Genomic DNA, 21,484 nt, shown 5'->3' on the forward strand with positions numbered 1-21,484 from the left:
TATGCTATCTGCCTTACTCCTGATTCCCCTATTAGGCGCGATCGCCATTTTCCTTTATCCTAAGCCCCAATCGAGCCGGGCGATCGCCACTATTGCCAGTCTTGCCAGTTTCGGTTGGAGTCTGTATCTACTCAAATTATTTGACCTCAACCCATCAGAACTGAGCGCAGTCCAGTTTAGTGAATTCCATACTTGGATTCAACCCCTAGGTCTAAACTATAGTGTTGGTGTTGATGGTCTTTCCTTACCTCTTCTGGTTCTCAATGGACTTTTAACCCTCATTTCCCTCTACACCAACCGTAAAGATCTCGAACGCTCTCGTCTTCATGACAGCCTGATCTTACTGATTAACGGTGGAATTGCCGGCGCTCTAATGGCGCAAAACCTGCTCTTATTTATCATCTTTTATGAATTAGAACTGATTCCTTTTTACCTGCTAATTGCCATTTGGGGAGGAGAAAAACGGGGTTATGCTTCAACCAAGTTTCTCCTCTATACAGCCGTTTCCGGCTTAATGGTGATCGTAGGATTCTTAGGACTTGTGTTCCTGGGTGACTCAGGTAGTTTTGAGTTTAGCGATCTAGACATCAATAGCCTCGATCTGATTACCCAACTCCTTCTCTTAGCTGCGCTACTGATTGGATTTGGGATTAAAACCCCCCTCGTTCCCCTGCATACCTGGATGCCAGATACTTATGTCGAAGCCTCCCCCAGTACCACGGTACTGCTCGGTGGGATTTTCTCTAAGTTAGGAACCTATGGCTTATTGCGCTTTGGACTGCAACTGTTTCCTGTCGGTTGGGAAACCATTGCCCCAGGGTTAGCCATTATTGGGACAGTCAGCGTGATTTATGGAGCCTTAAGTGCGATCGCCCAACGGGACATTAAACGCATGGTCGCCTATAGTTCGATTGGTCACATGGGGTATATCCTGGTGGCAGCAGCGGCGGGGACTGAACTGAGCGTGTTAGGAGCGATCGCCCAAATGATTGCCCACGGCTTAATTCTTGCCCTCCTCTTCTTCCTCGTCGGTATCGTCGAACAAACCACCGGAACCCGCGATCTCGACGTTCTTAACGGCTTAATGAACCCCATTCGCGGTCTACCTCTCACCAGTGCCCTCCTGATTTTAGCCGGAATGGCTAGCGCTGGTATCCCTGGTTTAGTGGGATTTGCCGCTGAATTTATCGTTTTTCAAGGCAGTTTTGCTACCTTCCCCATCCCCACCCTACTGTGCATTTTTTCTTCAGGATTAACAGCCGTCTATTTTGTCATCTTAATTAACCGCACTTGTTTCGGTAAATTAGACAATTCTCGCGCTTATTATGCCCGCGTTACCCTGAGCGAACAATGGCCAGCCTTCGTGCTAACTGCCATTATCCTCTTTTTAGGCATTCAACCCAATTTCCTATTGCGCTGGATGGAACCAACCACCAACCGCATCGTCGCTGAACTGCATCAACCTGCCAAAATTGAAATTGCCCAAAACTTACCCATATAGAGGAGATCTCGACCATGAAATTAACAACTTTAGGAACATTAACGGCGGCTATTTTAGCCCTCCCCATTTCCCTCACTATCTCTGGAGTAACTCAGGCTCAAAATACCTCCATTAGTAACTTAAATCGAGAGGAAAATACCACTATTTCTGGCACAATTATTGGTTGGGGAGAAGCCGATGAAAACGAATTTATCCTCCAAGATTCCACCGGAACTATAGTCGTAGATGCAGGCCCCCGTTGGTCGCAAGACCTGAATCTGAATATCGGAGACACAATTGCTGTTACTGGGGAATTTGATGATGGAGAATTTGATGCCTTTTCCCTCACCTATGCCGATGGTACAGTGGTAGATATTCAGTATCACGATGATGAAGAACAGTGGGAAAACTACGATCGTTAGTTAGGTACAGTAGGCAGGAAAAAGCAGCCATAGGGTTCAACATTCAACACCCTTTTCCTGCCGAACCTAGTATGATGTTCTATGCTCCATTCTCTAGCGCGAAGCACGTAAAACCATGCCTGAAACTTTAGAGTCATTAACCACAAAACTGCCTCCTTCAACTCACAAATACGCCGAAGTTATCCATCGCTTAGAAGCCGGTGGTTCCATGTTGCCGGACACCCCAGAAAACCTGATGCAAATTATCGGCATTTATAAAGCCTATGCCGTTCCCATGGATTTCTATTGGCGGGATTTACTTTATATTGCCGAGCAGGTTTTTCTTGACCCTTTACCCTTCTTTAAATACTTCTTACCCCAAGAATATTTAGATCTGCCGAACCACTATGCTGGAGACACCGCAGATTTTCGAGTTTGGCAAAAAGGAGAAGCCAGCGCTCACCCGGAATTATTGGAATTTATGGATAAGGGAGAACTCAAGAAAAAACTGCCGAAATTATTCCATCATCTTTGGCACGATCGCGTCAACATGGAGTTTGCTGAAGCCTGTATGCGTGCCATGCTCTGGCATCAGGGAATGGGGGGTCAGTTTTATGACTACCTGGAGAGTGAGGAATATATCGCCAACTGCGATAAGGCAATTAAAGCTTATTTTAAGGGCAATCCCTTGATGTTGGGACTCTATAAGCTCTTCCCACAAATGTTCTACGAGAAGGTGCGCGAACTCTCCTACTACGCTAACCTCGGCTTATTCTGGGAAGTCATGGCTCCCGTGTTCTTTGAAATGAGCGATCTTTATGATGCCGGAGAGTTCAAAACTGTCCCCGATGCCATGAATTTTCTAGTTAATGGTATTTTCATTGCCGCCGGACGACCTATTTATCACCATGTTTATGTTGGTGATGAATGTTATGAAATTATTCCCAAATCTAAAGGGTTTATGTGGCTCTATGAAGCTGCCCTGCCCTATGTGGAAGCTGTATTTTACCGTACTGCGCCCTTCCGAGGAACCAAGTCCTACAACGCCCAAGCTAAACAAGTTCCCGAAGAGCAAAAAGACTTTCACTATGGCATTCTCTACGCCGATGTTTTCCCGGTGGGAACCGCAGGCATTCCCCCAACTCTTTTAATGCAAGATATGCTCCATTTCCTCCCTCCTTATTTAGAAGAGTATTACCAAAAATACTGTCGAGGTGAAGATGATATGCTGATTCAGTTGGGAATTACCTTCCAGCGATCGATGTATAATGTCACCTCTGCGGTTATTCAAGCCTTAAGAGTTGCCCTACTCTATCCCTTAGACGATCCCAACCCCGAACACTTATTAAAAAATCGCCAATTCTTTGAAGCCCAAATGGATCGCTTCCTCCGCCCAGAAGCTCGTTTATCCGATATCCAAAGCCAAGATTATCGTTGATTCAAAGAATACCTAGAAACTGGGTTTTCCTTTTTCCTCTTGCCTTGTGCCTTGTGCCTATTCCCTATTCCCTATTCCCTAAAAAATGCCCAACATTGTTGAAATTGCAGTCAGTAATGAGGCCTTCTCCACCCTCGTCACAGCCGTTAAAGTGGCTGGGTTAGTTGAGGCGCTCCAACAACCTGGTCCCCTCACGGTTTTTGCCCCTAATGATGATGCTTTTGCCAAATTATTACCGGGAACCGTAGAGAGTTTGGTACAGAATATTCCCCAACTTCAGCGTATCCTGACCTATCATGTAGTTGCTGGACGCTATACAACTGATGAACTAAAGGATTTGGAAAGTTTAACCTCTCTGGAAGGTTCCCCCATTCCCATTCACTGTGGTGAAATTTTTGAAGTTAAAAATGCCACGGTTTTAGCCCCAGATATTGAAGCGAGCAATGGCATTATCCATGTGATAGATACCGTGATTTTGATGGGGTAAGAGTCTCTTTTTTCTCCCGATCCTAGTCGTTAGAGATCGGTCGATCGCTGTTGCAGAATACGCTCGGCGATCGCCAAATCAATGGGGGTTGTTACTTTAATATTCGTTTCTTCTCCCCTGACAATTTTTACCGGTAACTGGCATTGCTCAAATAAAGCCGCATCATCGGTAACTTCCCAGCCATTAGCTCTTCCCTTTTCATGGCAATCTTTAATTGTGTCTACCGCAAACCCTTGGGGTGTTTGGGCAGCCCAAAGATCGGCGCGGTTGGGAGTACTTTCAATCCAATGCTCAGTATTGACCACCTTAATGGTATCTTTGACAGGCACCGCCGCAATTAACCCCTGGCATTCTTGAAGGGCGATCGCACACCGGTCAAACAACTCTGGAGTCACCAAACACCGGGCCCCATCATGGATCAAAACCCCCTCAGCGCCTTCTGGAAGAGCCTGTAAGCCGTTGTAAACCGATTTTTGGCGTGTTGAACCCCCCACAATCAAATGGACGGGTTTTTGTAGGTCTAAGCCACCGATAATCTCCTCAAACGCTGGAAAATCAGTCGGTTGTCCCATAATGCCAATCCATTCAACAGTTTCCGCTGCTTCTGCTGCTCGTAGCGTCCAAGCGAGTAAAGGATCTCCCAATACAGTTAATAAGAGCTTATTGCGATCGCTCCCCATCCGCTTACCCATCCCTGCTGCTGGAATCAATACATGCATGGTCGTTATGAATTCACAATTAACAATTAATAATTTTCATGTCGGCGACAGCCGAAACAATGGATTTGTAGGGGCGGGTTTTACCATTAACTAGAATACCTACGAGTCAATTCCCTAAACCCACCCTCCTTCTCTGTGTCTCTGTAGTTTACCATCTACGATACGCAAGCTAGAAGCCTGGTTTCTTCAAGAAACCAGGCTTCTGGGAACACAAGGGGATTAATTCTCGCGACTAAACCGGGCTAACAACTCCTCACGAGAAGCCTGCATACAAATAGGAATGAACTCTTCTAGAGACCGTTCCATCATGCTGTCAATCATTCCTCCTAACTCCTCATCCAAGGAACCAAACCGTGTTCTCAATAACGTTTCAATCGTTACTCGTTTAGCCTGTTGAACACCTTCTTGTATTCCTTGTCGAACACCTTCTTGTATTCCTTGTCGAACACCTTCTCGTACTGTATCTTCTCGCCATTTTAAGTAAGCCGGTGATAATTCCATAACTAACTCCTGGTCTTCGGGATTGAGATCTATCTTAGCTTGTACATTAATTCGCCATACCCCAATCAGTTCTAGTATATTACGCCGTTGCGGATCATTTTCTGGCAGGTCTAGCACTTGTTGGATGGCTCTTTTTTGGGTTCCCCCTTTTCCCAACAGTCTTAACCAGAGGGTTTCTGGGATTTCTGGGAGTTGGTTAATCGCGATGATTCTGGTGTGGAAAATCTCAGCAAACCGGTAAATTCCTGTACACCAGTTTTTTGCATCTGAGTGAGCGCCACAGAGATCTAAGACTCTTTCCGATACGGTGGGGGTTAAAATCCACAGAGTAGGTAAGGTTTGGGTCTCTATCGGTTGTGTATCTCGCTTGGCTTGACGGTAGAATTCTCCATGGATGTACAGCAGTTTAAGTACACAACTGCTAATTTCTCGTTTACTGGGACAGTTGCGAAAGGGTTCCCACAGGCAAGGCTTAGAAGCCAGTTGAGCCAGTAAACCCAAGGGTGGAGGATTGCAGGGAGGTTCTGGGGAAGGTTGGAAAAAGAGATCAATGTGCAAGGTTTCCCCTGGAATTTCGCGGCTAATTTCCACAGTTCCTAGGGGTTCGAGCAGTTCTTTTAGGTATGCTTTGGCAAATTGATCGTGGGGTTGACGAGTCATTTCAATAAAAATTGCTCTGTGGGGCTAAGACAACGGATACAATGCAAGCGTTCATACATTCTACAGAAGGTCATGAAAGTAGTAGCCCTTGTTCCGGGTGGCATTGGGGATCAAATCTTATTTTTCCCGACTCTCGATCGCCTGAAACAGTCCTATCCGAAAGCTGAAATCGATGTCATTGTTGAACCTCGGTCAAAAGGAGCATATCGCGTCAGTCAGTCCGTCAACGATGTGTTTGCCTTTGACTTCAAAGACCGCAACTCTCCAGCAGACTGGGGAAACCTATTGGGCATTTTACGCGATCGCGAATATGAAATTGCCCTCTCCCTCGGTCAACGCTGGACAGTTGGACTACTCCTCTGGCTCACGGGTATTCCTACCCGCATCAGTTACCAAGGCCTGGGGTCACTTTTCCTCTCTAACCCCATTCCCCTGAAAACCGAGCAATACGCGGTTCATATGTATTATGACCTGCTTCAAGGTCTCGACATCACCAGCCCCTGTCCCGAACTCTCCATCAATGTGCCCAAAAAAGACATTGAATGGGCCGAAAAGCAGCAGCAAGACCTAGGTATCGGTGAAGGGGGCTATCTCTTAATTCACGGTGGGTCTAGCCAATTGGCCCAAACCAAAGGCATTGATAAAATCTATCCGGTGGCAAAATGGCAAGAAATTGTCCAAACCCTCAACCAGCAACAGCCAGATTTACCCATAGTGGTATTGAAAGGCCCTGAAGATGAAGCTCTGGTTAACCAACTCCTACAAGGAAATCCCAACTTGAAGGTCACCTCTCCACCAGATATTGGTAAACTGGCAGCCATGATTGCCAATGCCAACTTAATGCTTTGTACCGATAGTGCCCCCATGCATTTGTCTGTGGCCGTGAAAACATTTACCATTGCCCTATTTGGCCCCACAGACCCGAAAAAATTACTCCCTGCCAGCGATAAATATATCGGTATTTCCTCCCCTACGGGCAAAATGGCAGATATCACCTCCCAAATGGTGCTGGAGAAAATTCTCGGCAGTTAGCTCTCTATTCTTTGCCCTCATCCTCCAGTCCCCCTTCTGCTTCGCTCCCTTCGGCTATGCTCAGGACAAGCAGGGCGACGCTTCTCCCGCAGGCGCTGCCCGAGCCAAGCCTAAGGGAGAGGGCAGAGGCGCTTCGCGCCAGGGAATAGGGAATAGGGAATAGGTTATGGTAGCTAGGTTTTAGTATTGAACCGGAGTCCTAACCGAATCTTTCTCTGCTATATGAAGTCGTTGCGTAAGTCCTATTTGATATCGAACAAGCTATCGAGAATAATTTTCATGGTTCGTTAAACAGGGTTTCGTCAACTCGGATGGGTTCCCGTGGCTCTATAGGAATTTCCCCCGGTTCGATCCCGCTGAAGTGCCGCTCACAGACGGCGATGAGCCACTGGCCCTCGTTTTGAAAGTTTTCGGGTTGAAGTTCTGGGGCTAGCAAGAGTTCGTTGAGTGTCATGTCTAGCTCCTAGTATGCTGTATCTATTTTACCTTCTGGAAACGCCAGGGGGCGATCTTCGAGCGTTGGGTTGAATTATTCTTCAAACGTTATTATATCAAATCTATTTATTTACGCTACAGAGATCTGTAGGGGCGGGTTATACCCAAATCTTGTAGACTAACAACTATTGCAAGTAAACCCGCCCTCCTCCACCATGTCTCTACTTGTAGCAACCATTTAAGGATTTGATATTAGCCCTTCCCGCACTTCCAGAACCGCTTCTGGCTCTAACCAAACACAGTCGGGCCTCACTCCTATAGCAGAGAAAGAGTTGGTGAGGACATGGTTCAAGAGTGAAACCTAGCTACCATCACCTATTCCCTATTCCCTAGCGCGCAGCGCTATATTATTCGGCTGCATTTACGATGATTGGTACGCCTTGGTAAGGTTAATTTATTCCCCCATTTCCCCATTCCCCTATCCCATGAGCAAACCCGCCGTATTTCTAGACCGCGATGGAGTCCTTAACCAGGAAGTCGGCTATATCCATCGAGTAGAAGACCTCAATCTCATTCCCGGTGTTGCTCAAGCTGTACGTCGTTTAAACGATCGCAACTTATTCTGTTGTTTAGTCACCAATCAATCGGGGCCGGCGCGATCTTATTATGGTATGGATCATGTTCATGCCCTCCATCAGCGCCTCTGTAACCTCCTAGAAACCGAAGCCGGAGCCGTCTTAGATGCCCTCTTCGTGTGCCCCTATCTCAGCCCCCCAGAAGGCGGAACTCACCCGGAATTTGCCCGTTGGAGTACCTGGCGCAAACCCAATACAGGCATGTTAGTCGCGGCCGCATGGGAACATGATTTAGACCTCAGTGCTAGTTTTATGGTGGGCGATAAAGCCACCGATATTGATATGGCCCATAATGCCGGATGTCAAGGCATTTTAGTCCAAACCGGTTATGGTTCGCGGGTACTTTCCGGAGACTATCAACACCATACCCGACCCGATTATATCGCCACAGATTTAGCTGATGGCGTAAATTGGATTCTTACATCAGGGAATAGGGAATAGGGTTGGGTTTTCGGCAAAGCCGACATGTTTCCGCAAAGCGGACATGAACATGTCGCGAAGCGAAACGTTCCTCAACCCAAACTACATTAGATTTTGTTTGTAGTGAGGGTTAAAACCCTCTCCAGCTAGGCTTTTAAGCACTCTTCGTGCTTACACCAAACAAAGCCCTATTTTAGGTAAAACAGTCCACTACAATGATTTACTAGACCCATTATTGATTTTTAATTGTTAATTAATCATGCTGCCGAGCGAATTACTCATTTATCGCTATAGCGGTGAAACCATCATTCCCAAACGATTAAAATTAGACCGCTATTGGATAGGCATCGCCACCGACTTAATTGCCTGTTTTCAAGATCATATCAGTCAACCCCAAAAAAAACTCGATCGCAGCTTACAGGAATTTGAAGGCGAAAGTCCCGATTTTCGCATTAAGCGCGGACTCGCTCATATATTGAAAAGCAGCTTTTCTACCTTTGAAACCATCAGCCCCCTCGATCCTCCCCTGCTCAGACAACGCATCTTTGCTGAAGCAGCCCAAGGTCGGCCAGGAAAGGACTGGACAGAACAAACCTTAAATCAAGTTGCCCAAAGTTTGAGCCAAGAACTGAAACGAGAAGTCGCTATTGATCAATTGCGTCAAGGGCTTTATTCTGATTTAATCGAAAATCGCATCTTCACCCAATTCGATCCTCCAGAACCTGAGCCACTCCTCCACCGTTATAATCTTTCCCAAGTCCAAGGAATCTTTTATCGCGCCACCCATATTAAAATTAATGCCCATCGCAATGTTCCTGGAGAATATAAGCTCTTATTCCGCTATTTAAAACTCTTTCAACTGATGTCTTATATTGAAGGAGATGCTGACCATGGATTTACCATTACTATTGACGGGCCATCCAGTTTACTACGGGTGAGTACCCGCTATGGACTCGCTTTAGCTAAGTTAATTCCCGCTCTCCTGCATGTTACAAAATGGAGCATAGAAGCTAATTTACAAACTCGTGATTTCTATACTGGGGCACCCAAACAAGGTAAGTTTTCTTTAGATTCCCAATGTCAATTAGTCAGTCATTATCCCCCTGGTAAATCCTATGATAGTATGCTCGAATCCGCTTTTGCCGATCGCTGGGCCAAACAGAAAACCGATTGGGTCTTAGAGCGAGAAGTCGATTTAATCCCCATTCCTGGGAGTGTGATGATTCCGGATTTTCGCTTTGTTCATCCCGATGGGCGGTCAGTTTTGTTAGAAATTGTGGGCTATTGGCGACCGAGTTATTTACAGAAAAAGTTTTATCAAGTGAAACAAATTGATGATAAAGCTTTAATTCTAGCCATCTCTGACCGCTTGAATTTAGAAAAAGCTGGGGTTAAGATAGAAGAGTGTCCTATCCCAATCGTCTGGTTTAAGAATAAATTATTACCTAAGTCTGTACTGCCAGTATTAGAAGCCATGCCATGATAAACACGTCTCATACATCTGCTATCCTATAGAGTATGGCAGTAATGAGGAGCCAATCGGAGTCAGTCTGTATAAAAAACGAAAAACAGTTGACCATTACCCATTACCCATTACCTATAATGAGGGTGAGTCAATGAATTTTTCTTCTGAACAAATCTGGTCTATAGAAGCTCCATATTCCCCAGTTCCTATTGGCTCTCCCTTTTATATTGAACGGTTCCCTATCGAAGAAGAAGTTTGTACTGAGTTAGAAAAACCGGGCAGTCTGATTCGGATTAAAGCCCCTCATAAAATGGGTAAAAGTTCTCTCTTAATTCGGATTATTGCCCATGCTCAATCTATTGGTTATCCAACCGTTACCATTGATTTCCAGGAAATTGATGAATCTATTTATACGAATTTAAATAGGTTTTTGCGTTGGTTTTGTATTAAAGTAACTTTGGCTCTCAAATTGCCCAATGAATTAGATGAGTATTGGGATCAAGAAATCGGATCTAAAGCCAGTAGCACGTTATATTTAGAAGAATATATTTTACAGCATTTAGACTCGCCGATTGTCTTAAGTCTCAATGAAGTAAATCGAATCTTTGATTATCCAAGTTTAGCCCAAGATTTTTTGTCTTTGTTGCGGTTTTGGTATGAACAATCTAGACAAGTTAGTGAGTTCGATCGATTTCGATGGATTGTTGTCCATTCTACGGAAAATTATGTTAAGTTCAATTTGAATCAATCTCCGTTTAATGTAGGCATTCCGATCCAACTTCCCCCCTTTACTATAGAACAAGTTGAACAATTATTAAGGCGACATAAATTGACTTTAGTCGATCCATCGGATCTGGTGTATGTGATGAAAGTAACAGGCGGTCATCCCTATTTGGTTCGCTTGCTCTTTTACTCTCTTTGTCGATCTAGTTTATGCTTAAAAGATTTTCTAGATAATGATGTGTTGAAAACGAAAATTTTCAAGCGTCATTTACAAAAAAAATGGGGAATTTTACAGCAAGATACCGAGCTATTTAAGCAATTTCAAGAGTTAGTCTCTGAAGAAGAAGGATTGGTTTTAGAACCAAGAGTTGCTTATAAGTTGGAGAGTCTGGGATTAGTCAATATTGTGGGCGATCGCGCTCAAGTTTCCTGTGAACTTTATCGCGATTTTTTCTTGAACCATGCCTTTATTACTCCTTCTCCATCCAATCAGCATCTGGAACAACTAGAGCAGGAAAATCAAAAGCTAAAACAATTGATTCACACGGATAGTTTAACTCAGGTTGCTAATCGTCGCCTCTTTGATAGTTACCTGGAAAATGAATGGAATCGATGCTTAAAAGAAACGCTATTTATTTCCTTGGTTTTGGTTGATATTGACTGCTTTAAAGAGTATAATGATACTTATGGACATCAGGAAGGCGATCGCTGCCTACAAAAAGTAGCACGAAAGATAGCCCAATGCCTCAACCATACCGATCATCTGCTGGCTCGCTATGGTGGCGAAGAGTTTGCCATCATTTTGTCAGGGAAAAATCCGATTGTTACCCTGAACCTGGCTGAAGATATTATGGAGGCAGTCAAAAGCTTAAAAATTGAGAATATCAATTCTAAAGTTGGGTCTAAAATTGTTACGATTAGCTTGGGAATTGCTAGTATCATTCCTTACATCAAAGATCATCCGGATGACCTATTCAAGCGAGCTGATCAAGCCCTTTACCAATCCAAGGAAAAAGGTAGGGATCAAGTCACTTTAAAGTAATTTTCAATTCATATTATGTCCATCTATCAGGTTGGTGGTAGCTTAAGAAAAGATTCATCAAGTTATATTCAAAGACAGGCTGACACTCAGTTATATAATGCGTTGAAGAAGGGTGAATTTTGTTATGTTTTAAATTCCCGACAAATGGGCAAATCTTCCCTACTGGTAAGAACTCGATATCAATTAGAGCAGGAAGGATGGAAATGTGCCACAGTTGATTTAACCAGTATTGGCAGTGAACATATCACTCCCGAACAATGGTATAAAGGGATCGTAAGTGAATTAAGACGAGGATTTAAGTTATTTAAGACATTTAATTTAAAGGAATGGTGGAAAACTCAAGAGAGTTTGTCCATCACTCAGCGCTTAACCCAATTCATCTATGATATTTTGTTCGCCACATTTGAGCAAGAAAATCTAGTCATTTTCATTGATGAGATTGATAGTATTTTAAGTCTGCCTTTCCCGATTAATGATTTTTTCGCTTTTATTCGATTTTGCTACAATCAACGCGCTTTAGAACCGAATTATAATCGATTAACATTTGCCATTTTTGGGGTGGCGACTCCCTCTGATTTAATTGCCGATCCATCCCGAACTCCTTTCAATATTGGCACAGCCATAAAATTGAATGGGTTTACGTTTTCTGAGATGCAACCCTTAGCTCAGGAATTATCAGCCAAGCGCCTGAATCTGGATCGAATGATTGAGCGGGTTTTGTATTGGACAAATGGACAGCCTTTTCTGAGCCAAAAATTGTTTAAAATTCTCGCTCAAGTGAGTGAAGAGATCGATGGAAAATCAGCAAAATTATTGGCTGGAAATGAAGAGTTTTGGGTCGAGCAAGTTGTCCAGGAAAAAATTCTCGATCAATGGCAATCTCAAGATGAACCAGAACACTTAAAAACGATCCGCGATCGCCTGCTCGACAATCCCCAGCACAGTGCCCGACTCTTGAGTGTTTACCAGCGTATCCTCCAAGGAGAGAGAGTTCACAATGACGATAGTTGGGAACAGATTGAACTGATCTTATCTGGTTTGGCGATCAAGGAAAAGGGGGTATTACGGGTTAAAACTCGGATTTATGAGCAAATTTTTAATCAAGACTGGGTGAGAGAGCAATTAAATGATCTGCGCCCTTACTCCCAAATGTTACAGGCTTGGTCGATCGGTGGTCAAACCGATACGTCCCGATTATTGCGAGGACAAGCGCTTCAGGATGCCCAAGTTTGGGCCCAAGGAAAACGTTTAAGCAATGAGGATTATCAGTTTCTATCGGCATCGGTTGAGGTGGATCGGCAAGCGGTGCAAACTGCCCTCGAAGCCGATCGCACTAAAGAGGTAGAAGCACGGTTAAAACAAGAACAACATCTCGCTCACTTACAACGCCAATTTCTCTGGGTTCTCAGTCTTGCCCTACTGATTGCGAGTGGATTGGGAATTCTGGCCTTTTGGCAATTTCGACAAGCGAGACTGAGCAAACAACAAGCCAGAATGAGTGAAATTAGAGCGCTGGTTTCCTCCTCTAGGGGACTCCTGATTGCTGATAAAAAATTGCTGGCTTTAGTTGAAGGAATTAAAGCCAAACGTCGCCTACACAGTCTGAATAATAGTTCCTCAACCTTAACCCAACAGGTGGATAGAATCCTAGAACAGGGAATCTATGAAATTGTTGAAGCCAATATTTTATCGGGGAATCAAGCCGGGATTCCTGAATTGGATTTTAGTCCAGATGGGCAATTGATTGCTACGGCGATCGCCGATAATACCCTTAAACTCTGGACATCAGAGGGACAGTTCCTGAAAACCCTCCAAGGTCATCAAGCGCCCGTCATTGCCGTTACCTTTAGCCCCAATAGTCAAATCATTGCCTCTGCTGCAATGGACAATACCCTTAAACTCTGGACAAGGGAGGGTGAATTACTCAAGACTTTCACCGGCCATACCAACATTATCTTTGGCATTGCCTTTAGTCCTGACGGCCAAACCCTGGCATCCGCATCTAGGGATGGCACAGTTAAACTCTGGACTCTGGAGGGTCAATTACTCAAAACATTGCCCCACGAGAGTGGAGTGCGAACGGTGAGGTTTAGTCCAGATGGGCAAATCCTCGCTTCTGGGAGTGAAGATCGCACGATTACTTTATGGATGTTAGATGGAAAACTCCAAGCGACCCTCAAAGGTCACCAGAATGCCATCACTGATATCGTTTTCAGTCCCGATGGCCAAACCCTAGCTTCTTCTAGCTTAGACCAGACGATCAAACTCTGGAACTTAGCCAGTCCTCACCCTCAAGAACTGAGAACCTTAGAAGGACATCAGGGAGAAGTCTGGAATCTGCGCTTTAGTCCCCAGGGTCAGATCTTAGCCTCGGCTAGCGACGATCGCACCGTGAAAATTTGGACAGTAGAAGGTACAGAGATAACGACCTTAGTCGGGCATAACAGTCGAGTCAGGGCCCTAGATTTTAGTCCCGATGGTCAGATTCTGGCTTCTGGAAGTGCAGATACAAGGGTGAAATTATGGCGACTGTCCCATCCTTTACAAACAATTTTTATGGAAAGCGATCGCCAAAACCAGACTCTGATTAGTCAGGATAGCCAACAATTACCGTTACTGGATTTGACTGAAACCCTCGATCATTGGCAGTATTAAAAACTTTGGAGGGACATCAAGCGAGTGTGTTTGATGTGGCGTTTAGCCCTGATGGTGAATTTCTTGTGTCCGTGAGTCAAGATCAAACCATTCGCTTGTGGAATTTAGAGACGTTTGAAGCGCAAGTTTTCCAAGCCAATCGCGGTTTAAATAGTGTAGATTTAAGTCCGGATAGTCGCTTGATAGCAGTGGGGACGTTGGATCATACGGTTGAACTTTGGGATCTCGAAGGCCGGCAATCGCATATTCTCAGCGGCCATGAAGGGGCTATCACTGCCTTACAATTTAGCCCAGATGGTCAGTTATTGATGTCTAGAAGCAGCGATCGCAAGGTTATTGTTTGGAATATGGATGATATCCTCACCGCTAATCCCCTGGATTTAGGCTGTGATTGGGTTCGGGATTATTTGGTCAATAGTCTGAATGTGGAAGAGGGCGATCGAGGGGTTTGTGGATAGGGAATGGATTAACCTTTACCGCGCGAAGCGTTGTATTGAATCGCCCAATTGTGCATCGCAGTCAAGACTGGCTCTAAGCTGCGTCCAGTGGGAGTGAGGGAATACTCCACTTTAGGGGGCACTTGAGAGTAAACAACGCGATCGATGAGTCCATCCTGTTCCATTTCTCGCAGTTGTTGAGTCAGCATTTTCTGCGTTACTCCAGAAATTGCCCGTTGCAGTTCCCCAAAGCGTTTCACCCCAGAGAAAAGTTCGCGCAAAATCAGAACTTTCCACCGTCCCCCAATCACTTTGATCGTGGTTTCTACGGCGCAGGTTAGGCGAGTTGAGGACTCAATTGGACTGTGCATCGTTACTTTTTGGGTACTATGGCACTTTGAAGTACCGTCTTTACAGGCTCAGTTGAGCTGAACTAAACTAATGATTAAGAGTTGAGTTGGGTCTTTCTGTTATGGTTAACACACCCTTAAAAACACCACAAATTGTGCTTCGTAAATCCTCAGAACGAGGACAGGCAAACCATGGATGGTTAAAGTCGAATCATACCTTTTCATTTGCCGGTTATTACGATCCAAAATATCAAGGCTTTCGCCATCTTTTAGTGATTAATGAGGACCGAATTCAAGGCGGTTCTAGATTTGGAACCCATCCGCACCGAGATATGGAAATCATTTCTTATGTAATTAACGGTGCGTTAGAACATAAAGATAGCATGGGCAATGGGTCGGTGATTAATCCCGGAGATGTCCAGATTATGAGCGCTGGAACCGGAGTAACCCATAGCGAGTATAACCATAATCAAGAGGATACGACCCATTTTTTACAAATCTGGATTGTACCCAATCAAAAAGGTCTGAAGCCAGGCTATCAACAAGAATATTTTAGTCCAGAATCCAAACAAAATCAACTGCGATTGTTAGTTTCTCCCGATGGTGAGGGGGGTTCGGTAGTGATTCATCAAGATGCAAAATTATTTGCGTCGATTTTAGATCCACAGGTGCAGGTGTCCTATGATTTTGCACCAGAGCGTTATGGATGGATACAAATGGTTCGCGGGAAACTATCCGTCAATGGTATGGTACTAGAAACTGGAGATGGAGCCGCGATCTCCAACACCCAAACCTTAAATCTACAAGCCGAAGAATCCTCAGAATTTCTGCTCTTTGATTTAGCTTAGTTGCTCTCAATCTCTTGCTCTCTCCGAACGAACTTACCTATTTGCGCCAATTTCAACAACACTTCCAATCCTCGGTGCTAGTCACTCTTTTCCTTTGTCTGACCATTCTGATTGCCACCTTTACCTATACCACCATTAACTGGGAAATTCCCATCGTTGATGCCCTCTATTTTTCCGTGGGTATGATTACCGGTGCAGGAGGACAAGAAGAAGTTGCTGAAAAAGCTCCTGCTGCCATTAAACTATTTACCGCCTTTATGATGCTCATTGGTGCAGGCATTGTTGGTATTGGCTACGCATTGCTCAATGATTGGGTGTTAGGGACTCGTTTCCGCCAACTCCTAGAAACTGCCCCCATTCCTCAACGCCATCACTATATTGTTTGTGGTTTAGGCGGTATCGGTATGGAAACCGTCCGTCAACTCCATGCCAAAGGCTATGATGTGGTGATTATTGAATCCGATCCTAAGTGTCGGTTTTTGAATACCGCCTATTCTCTCAAAGTCCCCGTCATTGTCAGTGATGCCTGTTTAGCAACCACCCTAGAGAGTGCCAATATCCAACAAGCAGAGAGCCTATTTGCCGTGACCAGCAATGATACGATTAACCTGGAAATCGCCCTCAGCAGCAAGGGATTAGTCCCGAAATTACGGGTTATTGTCCGCAACCAAGACCCTCATTTTGCCAAGTTATTCCAACAAGTCTTTGATCTTGACTCGGTTCTCAGTCCTATTGATTTAGCGGCTCCTTCCTTTGCCGCTGCTGCCCTAGGAGGTAGAATCTTGGGCAATGGTATGACGGGTGGAAGTTTATGGGTAGCTCTAGCCGCTTTGATTACCCCCAGTCATCCCTTTTGTGGTCAACGGGTTGAAGATGCAGCCATGCAAGCGGATTTTGTGCCCCTATATTTAGAGACGACCTATCATCAGGTGATGCATAGCTGGGAGTTACTAGAGGCGACGTTAACCCCTGGAGATGTTTTGTATTTGACGATGCCAGCCAGCCAACTCGATCAGTTATGGCGGGTGAAACTCTCTTCTGGAGCAGTTTGGGGAAATCAAGAGAATAGGGAATAGGGAATACCAGAAAACCGGATTTTATTCTATATGAATATGAATCCTCATGAATCCTCACTATTTTTTCGCCCCTACTTTTGCCTAGGGATCTCAAGCGCTATAAGCTAGAACTAGAATACTTGAGGAATAGCTATGCTCCTCTCCAAAGGCTTTGAAATTGAAATGTACACCGGCACTCCCCAAGGTGAGATTGTCGGTCTTTCCGATCGCATTGTGGCCGATCTGAATGGTTTTGTCCGCGAACCCGATAGCCGTAATGTGGAGTATACCACCGCTCCTTTATGTCGTTACGAGAGTTTGTTGTGCGAACTGCTTCAGCCTCGACAACGGTTGCGCCAATATCTCAAGGAGCTAGGCGATTATACCTTAATTCCTGGCAGCACTTTATCGTTAGGTGGAGGCGATCGCTTTTATCGCTCTGACCCCAAGAATCCTTACCATGGATATATCGAAAAAACTTATGGCACGAAGGTGGTTACTGCCAGTATTCATATTAATATCGGCATTGCCGATCCAGGAGTGTTAATGCAGGCTTGTCGTTTGGTGCGCCTGGAAGCCCCCTTATATCTAGCATTAAGTGCGTCTTCTCCCTTTTTTAATGGTCAGGTAACGGGTTCCCATTCGACTCGCTGGCAAGTGTTTCCCCAAACGCCTGAGTTTGTGCCCTTGTTTGAAAGTCATCGCCATTATATTGATTGGACTCAGGAACAGTTGGCCCAAGGAACTATGCAAAATGTGCGTCATTTGTGGACATCTGTGCGTCCCAATGGCGATCGCCGTCCCTATAACCTGAATCGTTTAGAATTGAGAATTTGCGATCTGGTCACTGATGCGATCTCCCTTTTGGCGATCACAGCGCTGTTAGAGGCTCGTTTATGGCAATTGATGAGCGATCGAGGGTTAGACCCCCTACATATATATAGGGGAGATCCTCAAAAATTGCTGCATTTAACGGCTGAAAATGAACAAGCAGCAGCTCAGTCGAGTTTGGATGCTCGATTAACCCATTGGCAAGATGGACGCTCTATTTTGGCAAGGGAGTGGATAGAAGAACTCTACGATCGGGTTTTGCCTATAGCCAAAGAAAAAGGCTTTAGTTGTTTCCTCTCCCCCGTGAAAAAGATTTTGCGCCAGGGAAATGAAAGTTTACGATGGTTAAAGGATTATCAAGTCCATGGTAATCTAGAAAAGGTCATGCAAAAGGCGATCGCTGCCACCGAACAAGAAGAACGAGAGATGGCCGAGCAGCTCTGTCATCCCTTAGTCGCTTAGTCTTCGCTCAGCAAATAATCATCTCAGTTGAAGCAATCCGAGGGCTAGATTTGATTAAAATTTCTGATATTATTAAAGTTTATGGTTAGGGTGGTTCTGGTTCATCCCCAAATTCCTCCAAATACCGGAAATATTGCTCGAACCTGTGCAGCAAGCTCTACTCCCCTACATTTGGTGGGGCCCCTAGGCTTTGAAATTAGCGATCGCTATCTGAAACGGGCCGGGCTGGATTACTGGCCATTTGTCGATCTGACTTATCATCTAGATTGGGAAACCTTTACCACCCATCAACAAAACCAAGGAGGGCGATGCATCGGCTTTAGTACCTCGGGCACAACCAACTATATCGATTTTGCCTTCGGTCACAATGATTGGCTCCTATTTGGTAGTGAAACCCAAGGCCTGCCCTCGGAAGCCCTCGATTCCTGTGATTGTGTGGTCAAAATCCCCATGGTTCAACCCGGAGTCCGTAGCCTGAATCTCTCAGTCAGTACAGCCTTGGGTCTCTTTGAAGCCTGTCGGCAACTCGGAAAACTCGATCAACTTTAAAACCCTAATCGATAGTCTTTATCGCGATCAAAAATAAGAAATTTCTATCAGAAGTGGATTGATCCCCATCAAACCTCCTGAAAACCCCAGATAATCTAGGTAGTAGAAGAAGATGACAATTTGAAGAGTCAGAGCTAAAATCATTGAAACAAAAATTAACGCTTGTCAGAATTGGAAAAGCAAGGTAGTCTTGCCTAAGCCTATTAACAGTCTGTGATCTTGATCTATGAACTTCAGTGTTTCCAATCACGAAAGTTAGGTTATATTAACTCAGACACTGTTAAGCGCTCGTCTATTAGGAGGTCGTTCTTTGAAACGAGCAAATTCCCAGAAAGATAATCAATCGGTTCTGCTTCCCACCGCTGTATTCCATGTAGAATTAGGTCACTCGAAGCAGGTTTCCCCCGATAGCAACCGTAGGGTGTGTACATCAGCAGCCATGATTGGCTTGGCTGCGATTTCCATGGGTTTACCAAACCTATTATTCCCAGAAGGTCAGCAAGCGGCTAGAGCAGCAGAACCAGCAACGCTTGACCCCACTCAAACTACCAACCGAGCCTCCCAATCAAATTTAACCGGTCGGGGAGTATCAACTACAGTAGTTTCTCCAGGGTTCAATGCAGCAACTGCTTCTCTGGGAAATTCGCCTGTGATGCCAGAAAGTGAAGGGTTTTCCAGGGCGGAAATCTTAAGCCCAGAATCCCCATTCTTGACATCACAGCCTCCGCTAATTAAAACAGCCTTAGAGGAAAAGAGCCTCTCAACCTCTGAACTCTCAACCCAAGAAATAAAGCCAGAAGTTCCAGTTATTCTGACTCCAGAGTTCATAGATGCATCTGATGCATTGAATGAAAACCAACCGGTGGCTCAACAGCAGAAAGAACAAGAGCAAGCAGCCTTAGATGAGGCCGTTAGCTATGTAGCGGTATTAGAATCAGTCAACCCAGAGTCATCCCGAACCTTAACCGTTCTGCCCTCTGGAAAAACTGCCCCCAAGTTCCCAAGTCTGCCTGCACCTGTAGAGGAATCACCTGTGACATCAGAATCGGTGATTGTGACCCTACCAAAAGAAACCAAAGCAGAAGAAGTTACAGCAGTTAAACCTTCTTGGCAGCAGATGCAAAGTGAAACAGAGGGAGTAGGACCCGTTAATTCCACTTGGACAGTTAAGCCAATCACTGAGTCTCAAGTGGATGCGACACCCAAGAAAATCACCCTAGAGGTTTATCAAGTTCAGTCGGGAGATACGGTCAACACTATTGCCAAAACCCATGGTGTGGACTCATCAGCGCTCATTGAAGCCAATCAACTGAGTAATCCAGATCAACTGGAAGTGGATCAGTCCTTGGCAGTAACTCGATTTGAAAATTCCACATCAGGGATATCCTCTGCTGCGGTAGCGCCGTCTTTACCCTGGAAAGTAGAGGAAAACTTACAACCTGTGCCAGAGTTTGATGGCACCCCGAAACTATTTACCCCATCTCCAGAGATTGCCTCAACAGAGACTCTAGCCAACCCAACTCTGAAAGCTGAAACTGAAACAGGAGTTGCTCCAGAATTACAAGAAACTACTCCTCTAGTCGAACCTACTCATACAGAAGTTGAAGAGTTATCGGGGCAACCGAAAGAGCAACTTAAGGAAATGAGTGGGAGTGAGCCGGAATTACCGAGCTTGACGATCGCGCCTTCCTTGAATTCTACTTCTGTAGCGTCTCGGTTCTCTCCGAGAGACTCGGTGTTTCCTCAACCCGTACTGCATCAAGTTAGAAGAGGGGAAACCTTAGATTCGATCGCCCGTCGCTATGGCGTAACGCGATCTGAGTTAATCCGAGTGAATCACATTACCAATCCCAATTTGATTCAAGTCAATCAGAACTTAAAGATTCCTAAGAGCCAAAGCCTAGACTCGATAACGGCAACTCCCGCAATTCCAGGGATCAATACCACCGAGATTAGTTCTGCTGCTATTGATTCTCAGCAGCCGGTTCCCTTAGTCAGTTTCAATAATGACTCGTCATCCCAGAAGCAGTCTACCCCTAATCCTACTGAAGAGAGTGCTTATAGTACCTATGTGGAAGGGTTAACGACAGAACTGAATCAGCTTCGCCAACAGTATCAAAATCAGCCGGCAAGCGTGACTTTACCCCTGACTCAACCCTTAACCCCAGTACAACAGCCAGTGACTTCCGTAGCTCGACCTGTAGAGCGGGTAAATTCTGAGTTTTCTACTTCTAGCTCTACAGGCAACTTGGAAGAAGACTTGCGGCGTTTACAGGAAAAATACCGCTCTTCAAGTCCTTCTACTCCACAGACTCCTGCTTCTGGAGCAGGGCAAAATGTAGCGGTTGCTCCTCTCGGACCAGATGCTTACGACCCCAGTAAGTTGCCTATTGGAGAAATGGTGTCGCCGGAAGTGCCGCCATTGGCTCCGAGTGAACGCTATCTTCCTGGCGATCGCATGAATGGCTATATCTGGCCAGCACAAGGAGTTTTCACCTCTGGATATGGTTGGCGCTGGGGCAGAATGCACCGGGGTATTGATATTGCTGGGCCCATTGGTACACCAATTTTCGCGGCTGCTCCAGGGGTCGTGGATTATTCGGATTGGAATTCGGGGGGTTATGGCTATTTGGTGGATATTCGTCATCCTGATGGAAGTCTGACTCGCTACGCCCACAATAACCGCCTGTTAGTCCGCAAGGGGCAAAAAGTTCGCCAAGGTCAGCAAATTGCTGAAATGGGGAGTACCGGTTACAGTACCGGCCCTCACCTGCATTTTGAAATTCATCCGGCTGGACAGGGCGCAGTTAACCCTATGGCTTATTTACCTAACCGCTAAATTTGGATGGTTAATAAGGG

18 protein-coding genes and 1 pseudogene are annotated in these 21,484 nt (G+C 45.2%); 15 read left to right on the forward strand and 4 right to left on the reverse strand.

The annotated features are described in order from the left end of the window. The first annotated feature begins 1 nt into the window (after window position 1). The 4 genes from AC3A14_RS02185 (at window position 2) to AC3A14_RS02200 (ending at window position 3,806) form a co-directional block, all read left to right on the forward strand. A complete protein-coding gene (locus AC3A14_RS02185) occupies window positions 2-1,501 on the forward strand; it encodes an NADH-quinone oxidoreductase subunit M (RefSeq protein ID WP_318731513.1) in 1,500 nt (499 codons plus the stop codon). 14 nt (window positions 1,502-1,515) lie between these two features. Beyond that, the gene (locus tag AC3A14_RS02190; RefSeq protein WP_318731514.1) at window positions 1,516-1,902 is read left to right on the forward strand and encodes a hypothetical protein; all 387 of its coding nucleotides are present in this window, start codon (window positions 1,516-1,518) and stop codon (window positions 1,900-1,902) included. A 115-nt stretch (window positions 1,903-2,017) separates the two neighbouring features. Next, window positions 2,018-3,319, forward strand: coding sequence for a CO2 hydration protein (locus AC3A14_RS02195; RefSeq protein WP_318700323.1), 1,302 nt, complete (start codon window positions 2,018-2,020; stop codon window positions 3,317-3,319). Window positions 3,320-3,404: 85 nt separating this feature from the next. Next, window positions 3,405-3,806 carry a fasciclin domain-containing protein gene (locus AC3A14_RS02200; RefSeq protein ID WP_318700324.1) on the forward strand — a complete coding sequence of 134 codons (402 nt, stop codon included), beginning with the start codon at window positions 3,405-3,407 and terminating at the stop codon, window positions 3,804-3,806. A gap of 29 nt (window positions 3,807-3,835) precedes the next feature. On the opposite strand, the gene ispD is transcribed toward AC3A14_RS02200, so the two are convergent. Both ispD and AC3A14_RS02210 read right to left on the reverse strand, forming a co-directional pair. Then, window positions 3,836-4,525 carry a 2-C-methyl-D-erythritol 4-phosphate cytidylyltransferase gene (gene ispD, locus AC3A14_RS02205; protein ID WP_318700325.1) on the reverse strand — a complete coding sequence of 230 codons (690 nt, stop codon included), beginning with the start codon at window positions 4,523-4,525 and terminating at the stop codon, window positions 3,836-3,838. Between the two features lie 219 nt (window positions 4,526-4,744). Then, entirely contained in the window at window positions 4,745-5,686 is a 942-nt protein-coding gene (locus AC3A14_RS02210) for an RpnC/YadD family protein (RefSeq protein ID WP_318731515.1), read from the reverse strand. Between the two features lie 72 nt (window positions 5,687-5,758). Here AC3A14_RS02210 and AC3A14_RS02215 point away from each other — a divergent pair, with 72 nt between their 5' ends. After that, a complete protein-coding gene (locus AC3A14_RS02215; RefSeq protein WP_318700327.1) occupies window positions 5,759-6,718 on the forward strand; it encodes a glycosyltransferase family 9 protein in 960 nt (319 codons plus the stop codon). A gap of 277 nt (window positions 6,719-6,995) precedes the next feature. On the opposite strand, the gene AC3A14_RS02220 is transcribed toward AC3A14_RS02215, so the two are convergent. Next, window positions 6,996-7,172 carry a hypothetical protein gene (locus tag AC3A14_RS02220; protein WP_318731516.1) on the reverse strand — a complete coding sequence of 59 codons (177 nt, stop codon included), beginning with the start codon at window positions 7,170-7,172 and terminating at the stop codon, window positions 6,996-6,998. Between the two features lie 466 nt (window positions 7,173-7,638). On the opposite strand from AC3A14_RS02220, the gene AC3A14_RS02225 reads away from it, so the two are divergent. The 5 genes from AC3A14_RS02225 to AC3A14_RS02245 all read left to right on the forward strand — a co-directional run bounded on the left by AC3A14_RS02225 (window position 7,639) and on the right by AC3A14_RS02245 (window position 14,551). Then, on the forward strand, window positions 7,639-8,229 hold the full coding sequence (locus AC3A14_RS02225; protein ID WP_318731517.1) for a D-glycero-alpha-D-manno-heptose-1,7-bisphosphate 7-phosphatase: 591 nt from the start codon (window positions 7,639-7,641) through the stop codon (window positions 8,227-8,229). A 238-nt stretch (window positions 8,230-8,467) separates the two neighbouring features. Then, entirely contained in the window at window positions 8,468-9,691 is a 1,224-nt protein-coding gene (locus tag AC3A14_RS02230; protein WP_318731518.1) for a DUF790 family protein, read from the forward strand. 133 nt (window positions 9,692-9,824) lie between these two features. Continuing rightward, window positions 9,825-11,438: an AAA-like domain-containing protein gene (locus AC3A14_RS02235; protein ID WP_318731519.1), complete on the forward strand. Its 1,614-nt coding sequence runs from the start codon at window positions 9,825-9,827 to the stop codon at window positions 11,436-11,438. Window positions 11,439-11,453: 15 nt separating this feature from the next. Continuing rightward, window positions 11,454-14,093, forward strand: coding sequence for an AAA-like domain-containing protein (locus AC3A14_RS02240; RefSeq protein ID WP_318731520.1), 2,640 nt, complete (start codon window positions 11,454-11,456; stop codon window positions 14,091-14,093). After that, window positions 14,081-14,551: a WD40 repeat domain-containing protein gene (locus AC3A14_RS02245; RefSeq protein ID WP_318731521.1), complete on the forward strand. Its 471-nt coding sequence runs from the start codon at window positions 14,081-14,083 to the stop codon at window positions 14,549-14,551. The genes AC3A14_RS02240 and AC3A14_RS02245 overlap by 13 nt, the downstream gene beginning before the upstream one ends. A gap of 8 nt (window positions 14,552-14,559) precedes the next feature. On the opposite strand, the gene AC3A14_RS02250 is transcribed toward AC3A14_RS02245, so the two are convergent. Then, the gene (locus AC3A14_RS02250; RefSeq protein ID WP_271940009.1) at window positions 14,560-14,901 is read right to left on the reverse strand and encodes a winged helix-turn-helix transcriptional regulator; all 342 of its coding nucleotides are present in this window, start codon (window positions 14,899-14,901) and stop codon (window positions 14,560-14,562) included. A 101-nt stretch (window positions 14,902-15,002) separates the two neighbouring features. Between AC3A14_RS02250 and AC3A14_RS02255 the strand changes: the two genes are divergently transcribed. The 5 genes and pseudogenes from AC3A14_RS02255 to AC3A14_RS02275 all read left to right on the forward strand — a co-directional run bounded on the left by AC3A14_RS02255 (window position 15,003) and on the right by AC3A14_RS02275 (window position 21,464). Further along, complete coding sequence (locus tag AC3A14_RS02255; protein WP_318731522.1) at window positions 15,003-15,728, forward strand: pirin family protein; 726 nt, start codon at window positions 15,003-15,005, stop codon at window positions 15,726-15,728. Between the two features lie 32 nt (window positions 15,729-15,760). Beyond that, window positions 15,761-16,804 (forward strand): annotated as a pseudogene (locus tag AC3A14_RS02260) (potassium channel family protein); the annotation flags it as partial. 132 nt (window positions 16,805-16,936) lie between these two features. Beyond that, window positions 16,937-18,076 (forward strand): glutamate--cysteine ligase, encoded by a 1,140-nt coding sequence (gene gshA, locus AC3A14_RS02265; RefSeq protein WP_318731524.1) that lies wholly within the window; start codon window positions 16,937-16,939, stop codon window positions 18,074-18,076. Window positions 18,077-18,157: 81 nt separating this feature from the next. Next, complete coding sequence (locus tag AC3A14_RS02270; RefSeq protein WP_318731525.1) at window positions 18,158-18,625, forward strand: tRNA (cytidine(34)-2'-O)-methyltransferase; 468 nt, start codon at window positions 18,158-18,160, stop codon at window positions 18,623-18,625. Window positions 18,626-18,935: 310 nt separating this feature from the next. After that, window positions 18,936-21,464 (forward strand): peptidoglycan DD-metalloendopeptidase family protein, encoded by a 2,529-nt coding sequence (locus AC3A14_RS02275; protein WP_318731526.1) that lies wholly within the window; start codon window positions 18,936-18,938, stop codon window positions 21,462-21,464. The last annotated feature ends 20 nt before the right edge of the window (window positions 21,465-21,484 follow it).

The organism is Roseofilum sp. (genome assembly GCF_982964205.1).

What these genes read in the sequence shown, in the direction of transcription:
- AC3A14_RS02185 (WP_318731513.1), top strand. Translation starts at nt 2, where the DNA reads ATGCTATCTGCCTTACTCCTGATTCCCCTATTAGGCGCGATCGCCATT.
- AC3A14_RS02190 (WP_318731514.1), top strand. Translation starts at nt 1,516, where the DNA reads ATGAAATTAACAACTTTAGGAACATTAACGGCGGCTATTTTAGCCCTC.
- AC3A14_RS02195 (WP_318700323.1), top strand. Translation starts at nt 2,018, where the DNA reads ATGCCTGAAACTTTAGAGTCATTAACCACAAAACTGCCTCCTTCAACT.
- AC3A14_RS02200 (WP_318700324.1), top strand. Translation starts at nt 3,405, where the DNA reads ATGCCCAACATTGTTGAAATTGCAGTCAGTAATGAGGCCTTCTCCACC.
- ispD (WP_318700325.1), bottom strand. Translation starts at nt 4,525, where the DNA reads ATGCATGTATTGATTCCAGCAGCAGGGATGGGTAAGCGGATGGGGAGC.
- AC3A14_RS02210 (WP_318731515.1), bottom strand. Translation starts at nt 5,686, where the DNA reads ATGACTCGTCAACCCCACGATCAATTTGCCAAAGCATACCTAAAAGAA.
- AC3A14_RS02215 (WP_318700327.1), top strand. Translation starts at nt 5,759, where the DNA reads ATGAAAGTAGTAGCCCTTGTTCCGGGTGGCATTGGGGATCAAATCTTA.
- AC3A14_RS02220 (WP_318731516.1), bottom strand. Translation starts at nt 7,172, where the DNA reads ATGACACTCAACGAACTCTTGCTAGCCCCAGAACTTCAACCCGAAAAC.
- AC3A14_RS02225 (WP_318731517.1), top strand. Translation starts at nt 7,639, where the DNA reads ATGAGCAAACCCGCCGTATTTCTAGACCGCGATGGAGTCCTTAACCAG.
- AC3A14_RS02230 (WP_318731518.1), top strand. Translation starts at nt 8,468, where the DNA reads ATGCTGCCGAGCGAATTACTCATTTATCGCTATAGCGGTGAAACCATC.
- AC3A14_RS02235 (WP_318731519.1), top strand. Translation starts at nt 9,825, where the DNA reads ATGAATTTTTCTTCTGAACAAATCTGGTCTATAGAAGCTCCATATTCC.
- AC3A14_RS02240 (WP_318731520.1), top strand. Translation starts at nt 11,454, where the DNA reads ATGTCCATCTATCAGGTTGGTGGTAGCTTAAGAAAAGATTCATCAAGT.
- AC3A14_RS02250 (WP_271940009.1), bottom strand. Translation starts at nt 14,901, where the DNA reads ATGCACAGTCCAATTGAGTCCTCAACTCGCCTAACCTGCGCCGTAGAA.
- AC3A14_RS02255 (WP_318731522.1), top strand. Translation starts at nt 15,003, where the DNA reads ATGGTTAACACACCCTTAAAAACACCACAAATTGTGCTTCGTAAATCC.
- gshA (WP_318731524.1), top strand. Translation starts at nt 16,937, where the DNA reads ATGCTCCTCTCCAAAGGCTTTGAAATTGAAATGTACACCGGCACTCCC.
- AC3A14_RS02270 (WP_318731525.1), top strand. Translation starts at nt 18,158, where the DNA reads ATGGTTAGGGTGGTTCTGGTTCATCCCCAAATTCCTCCAAATACCGGA.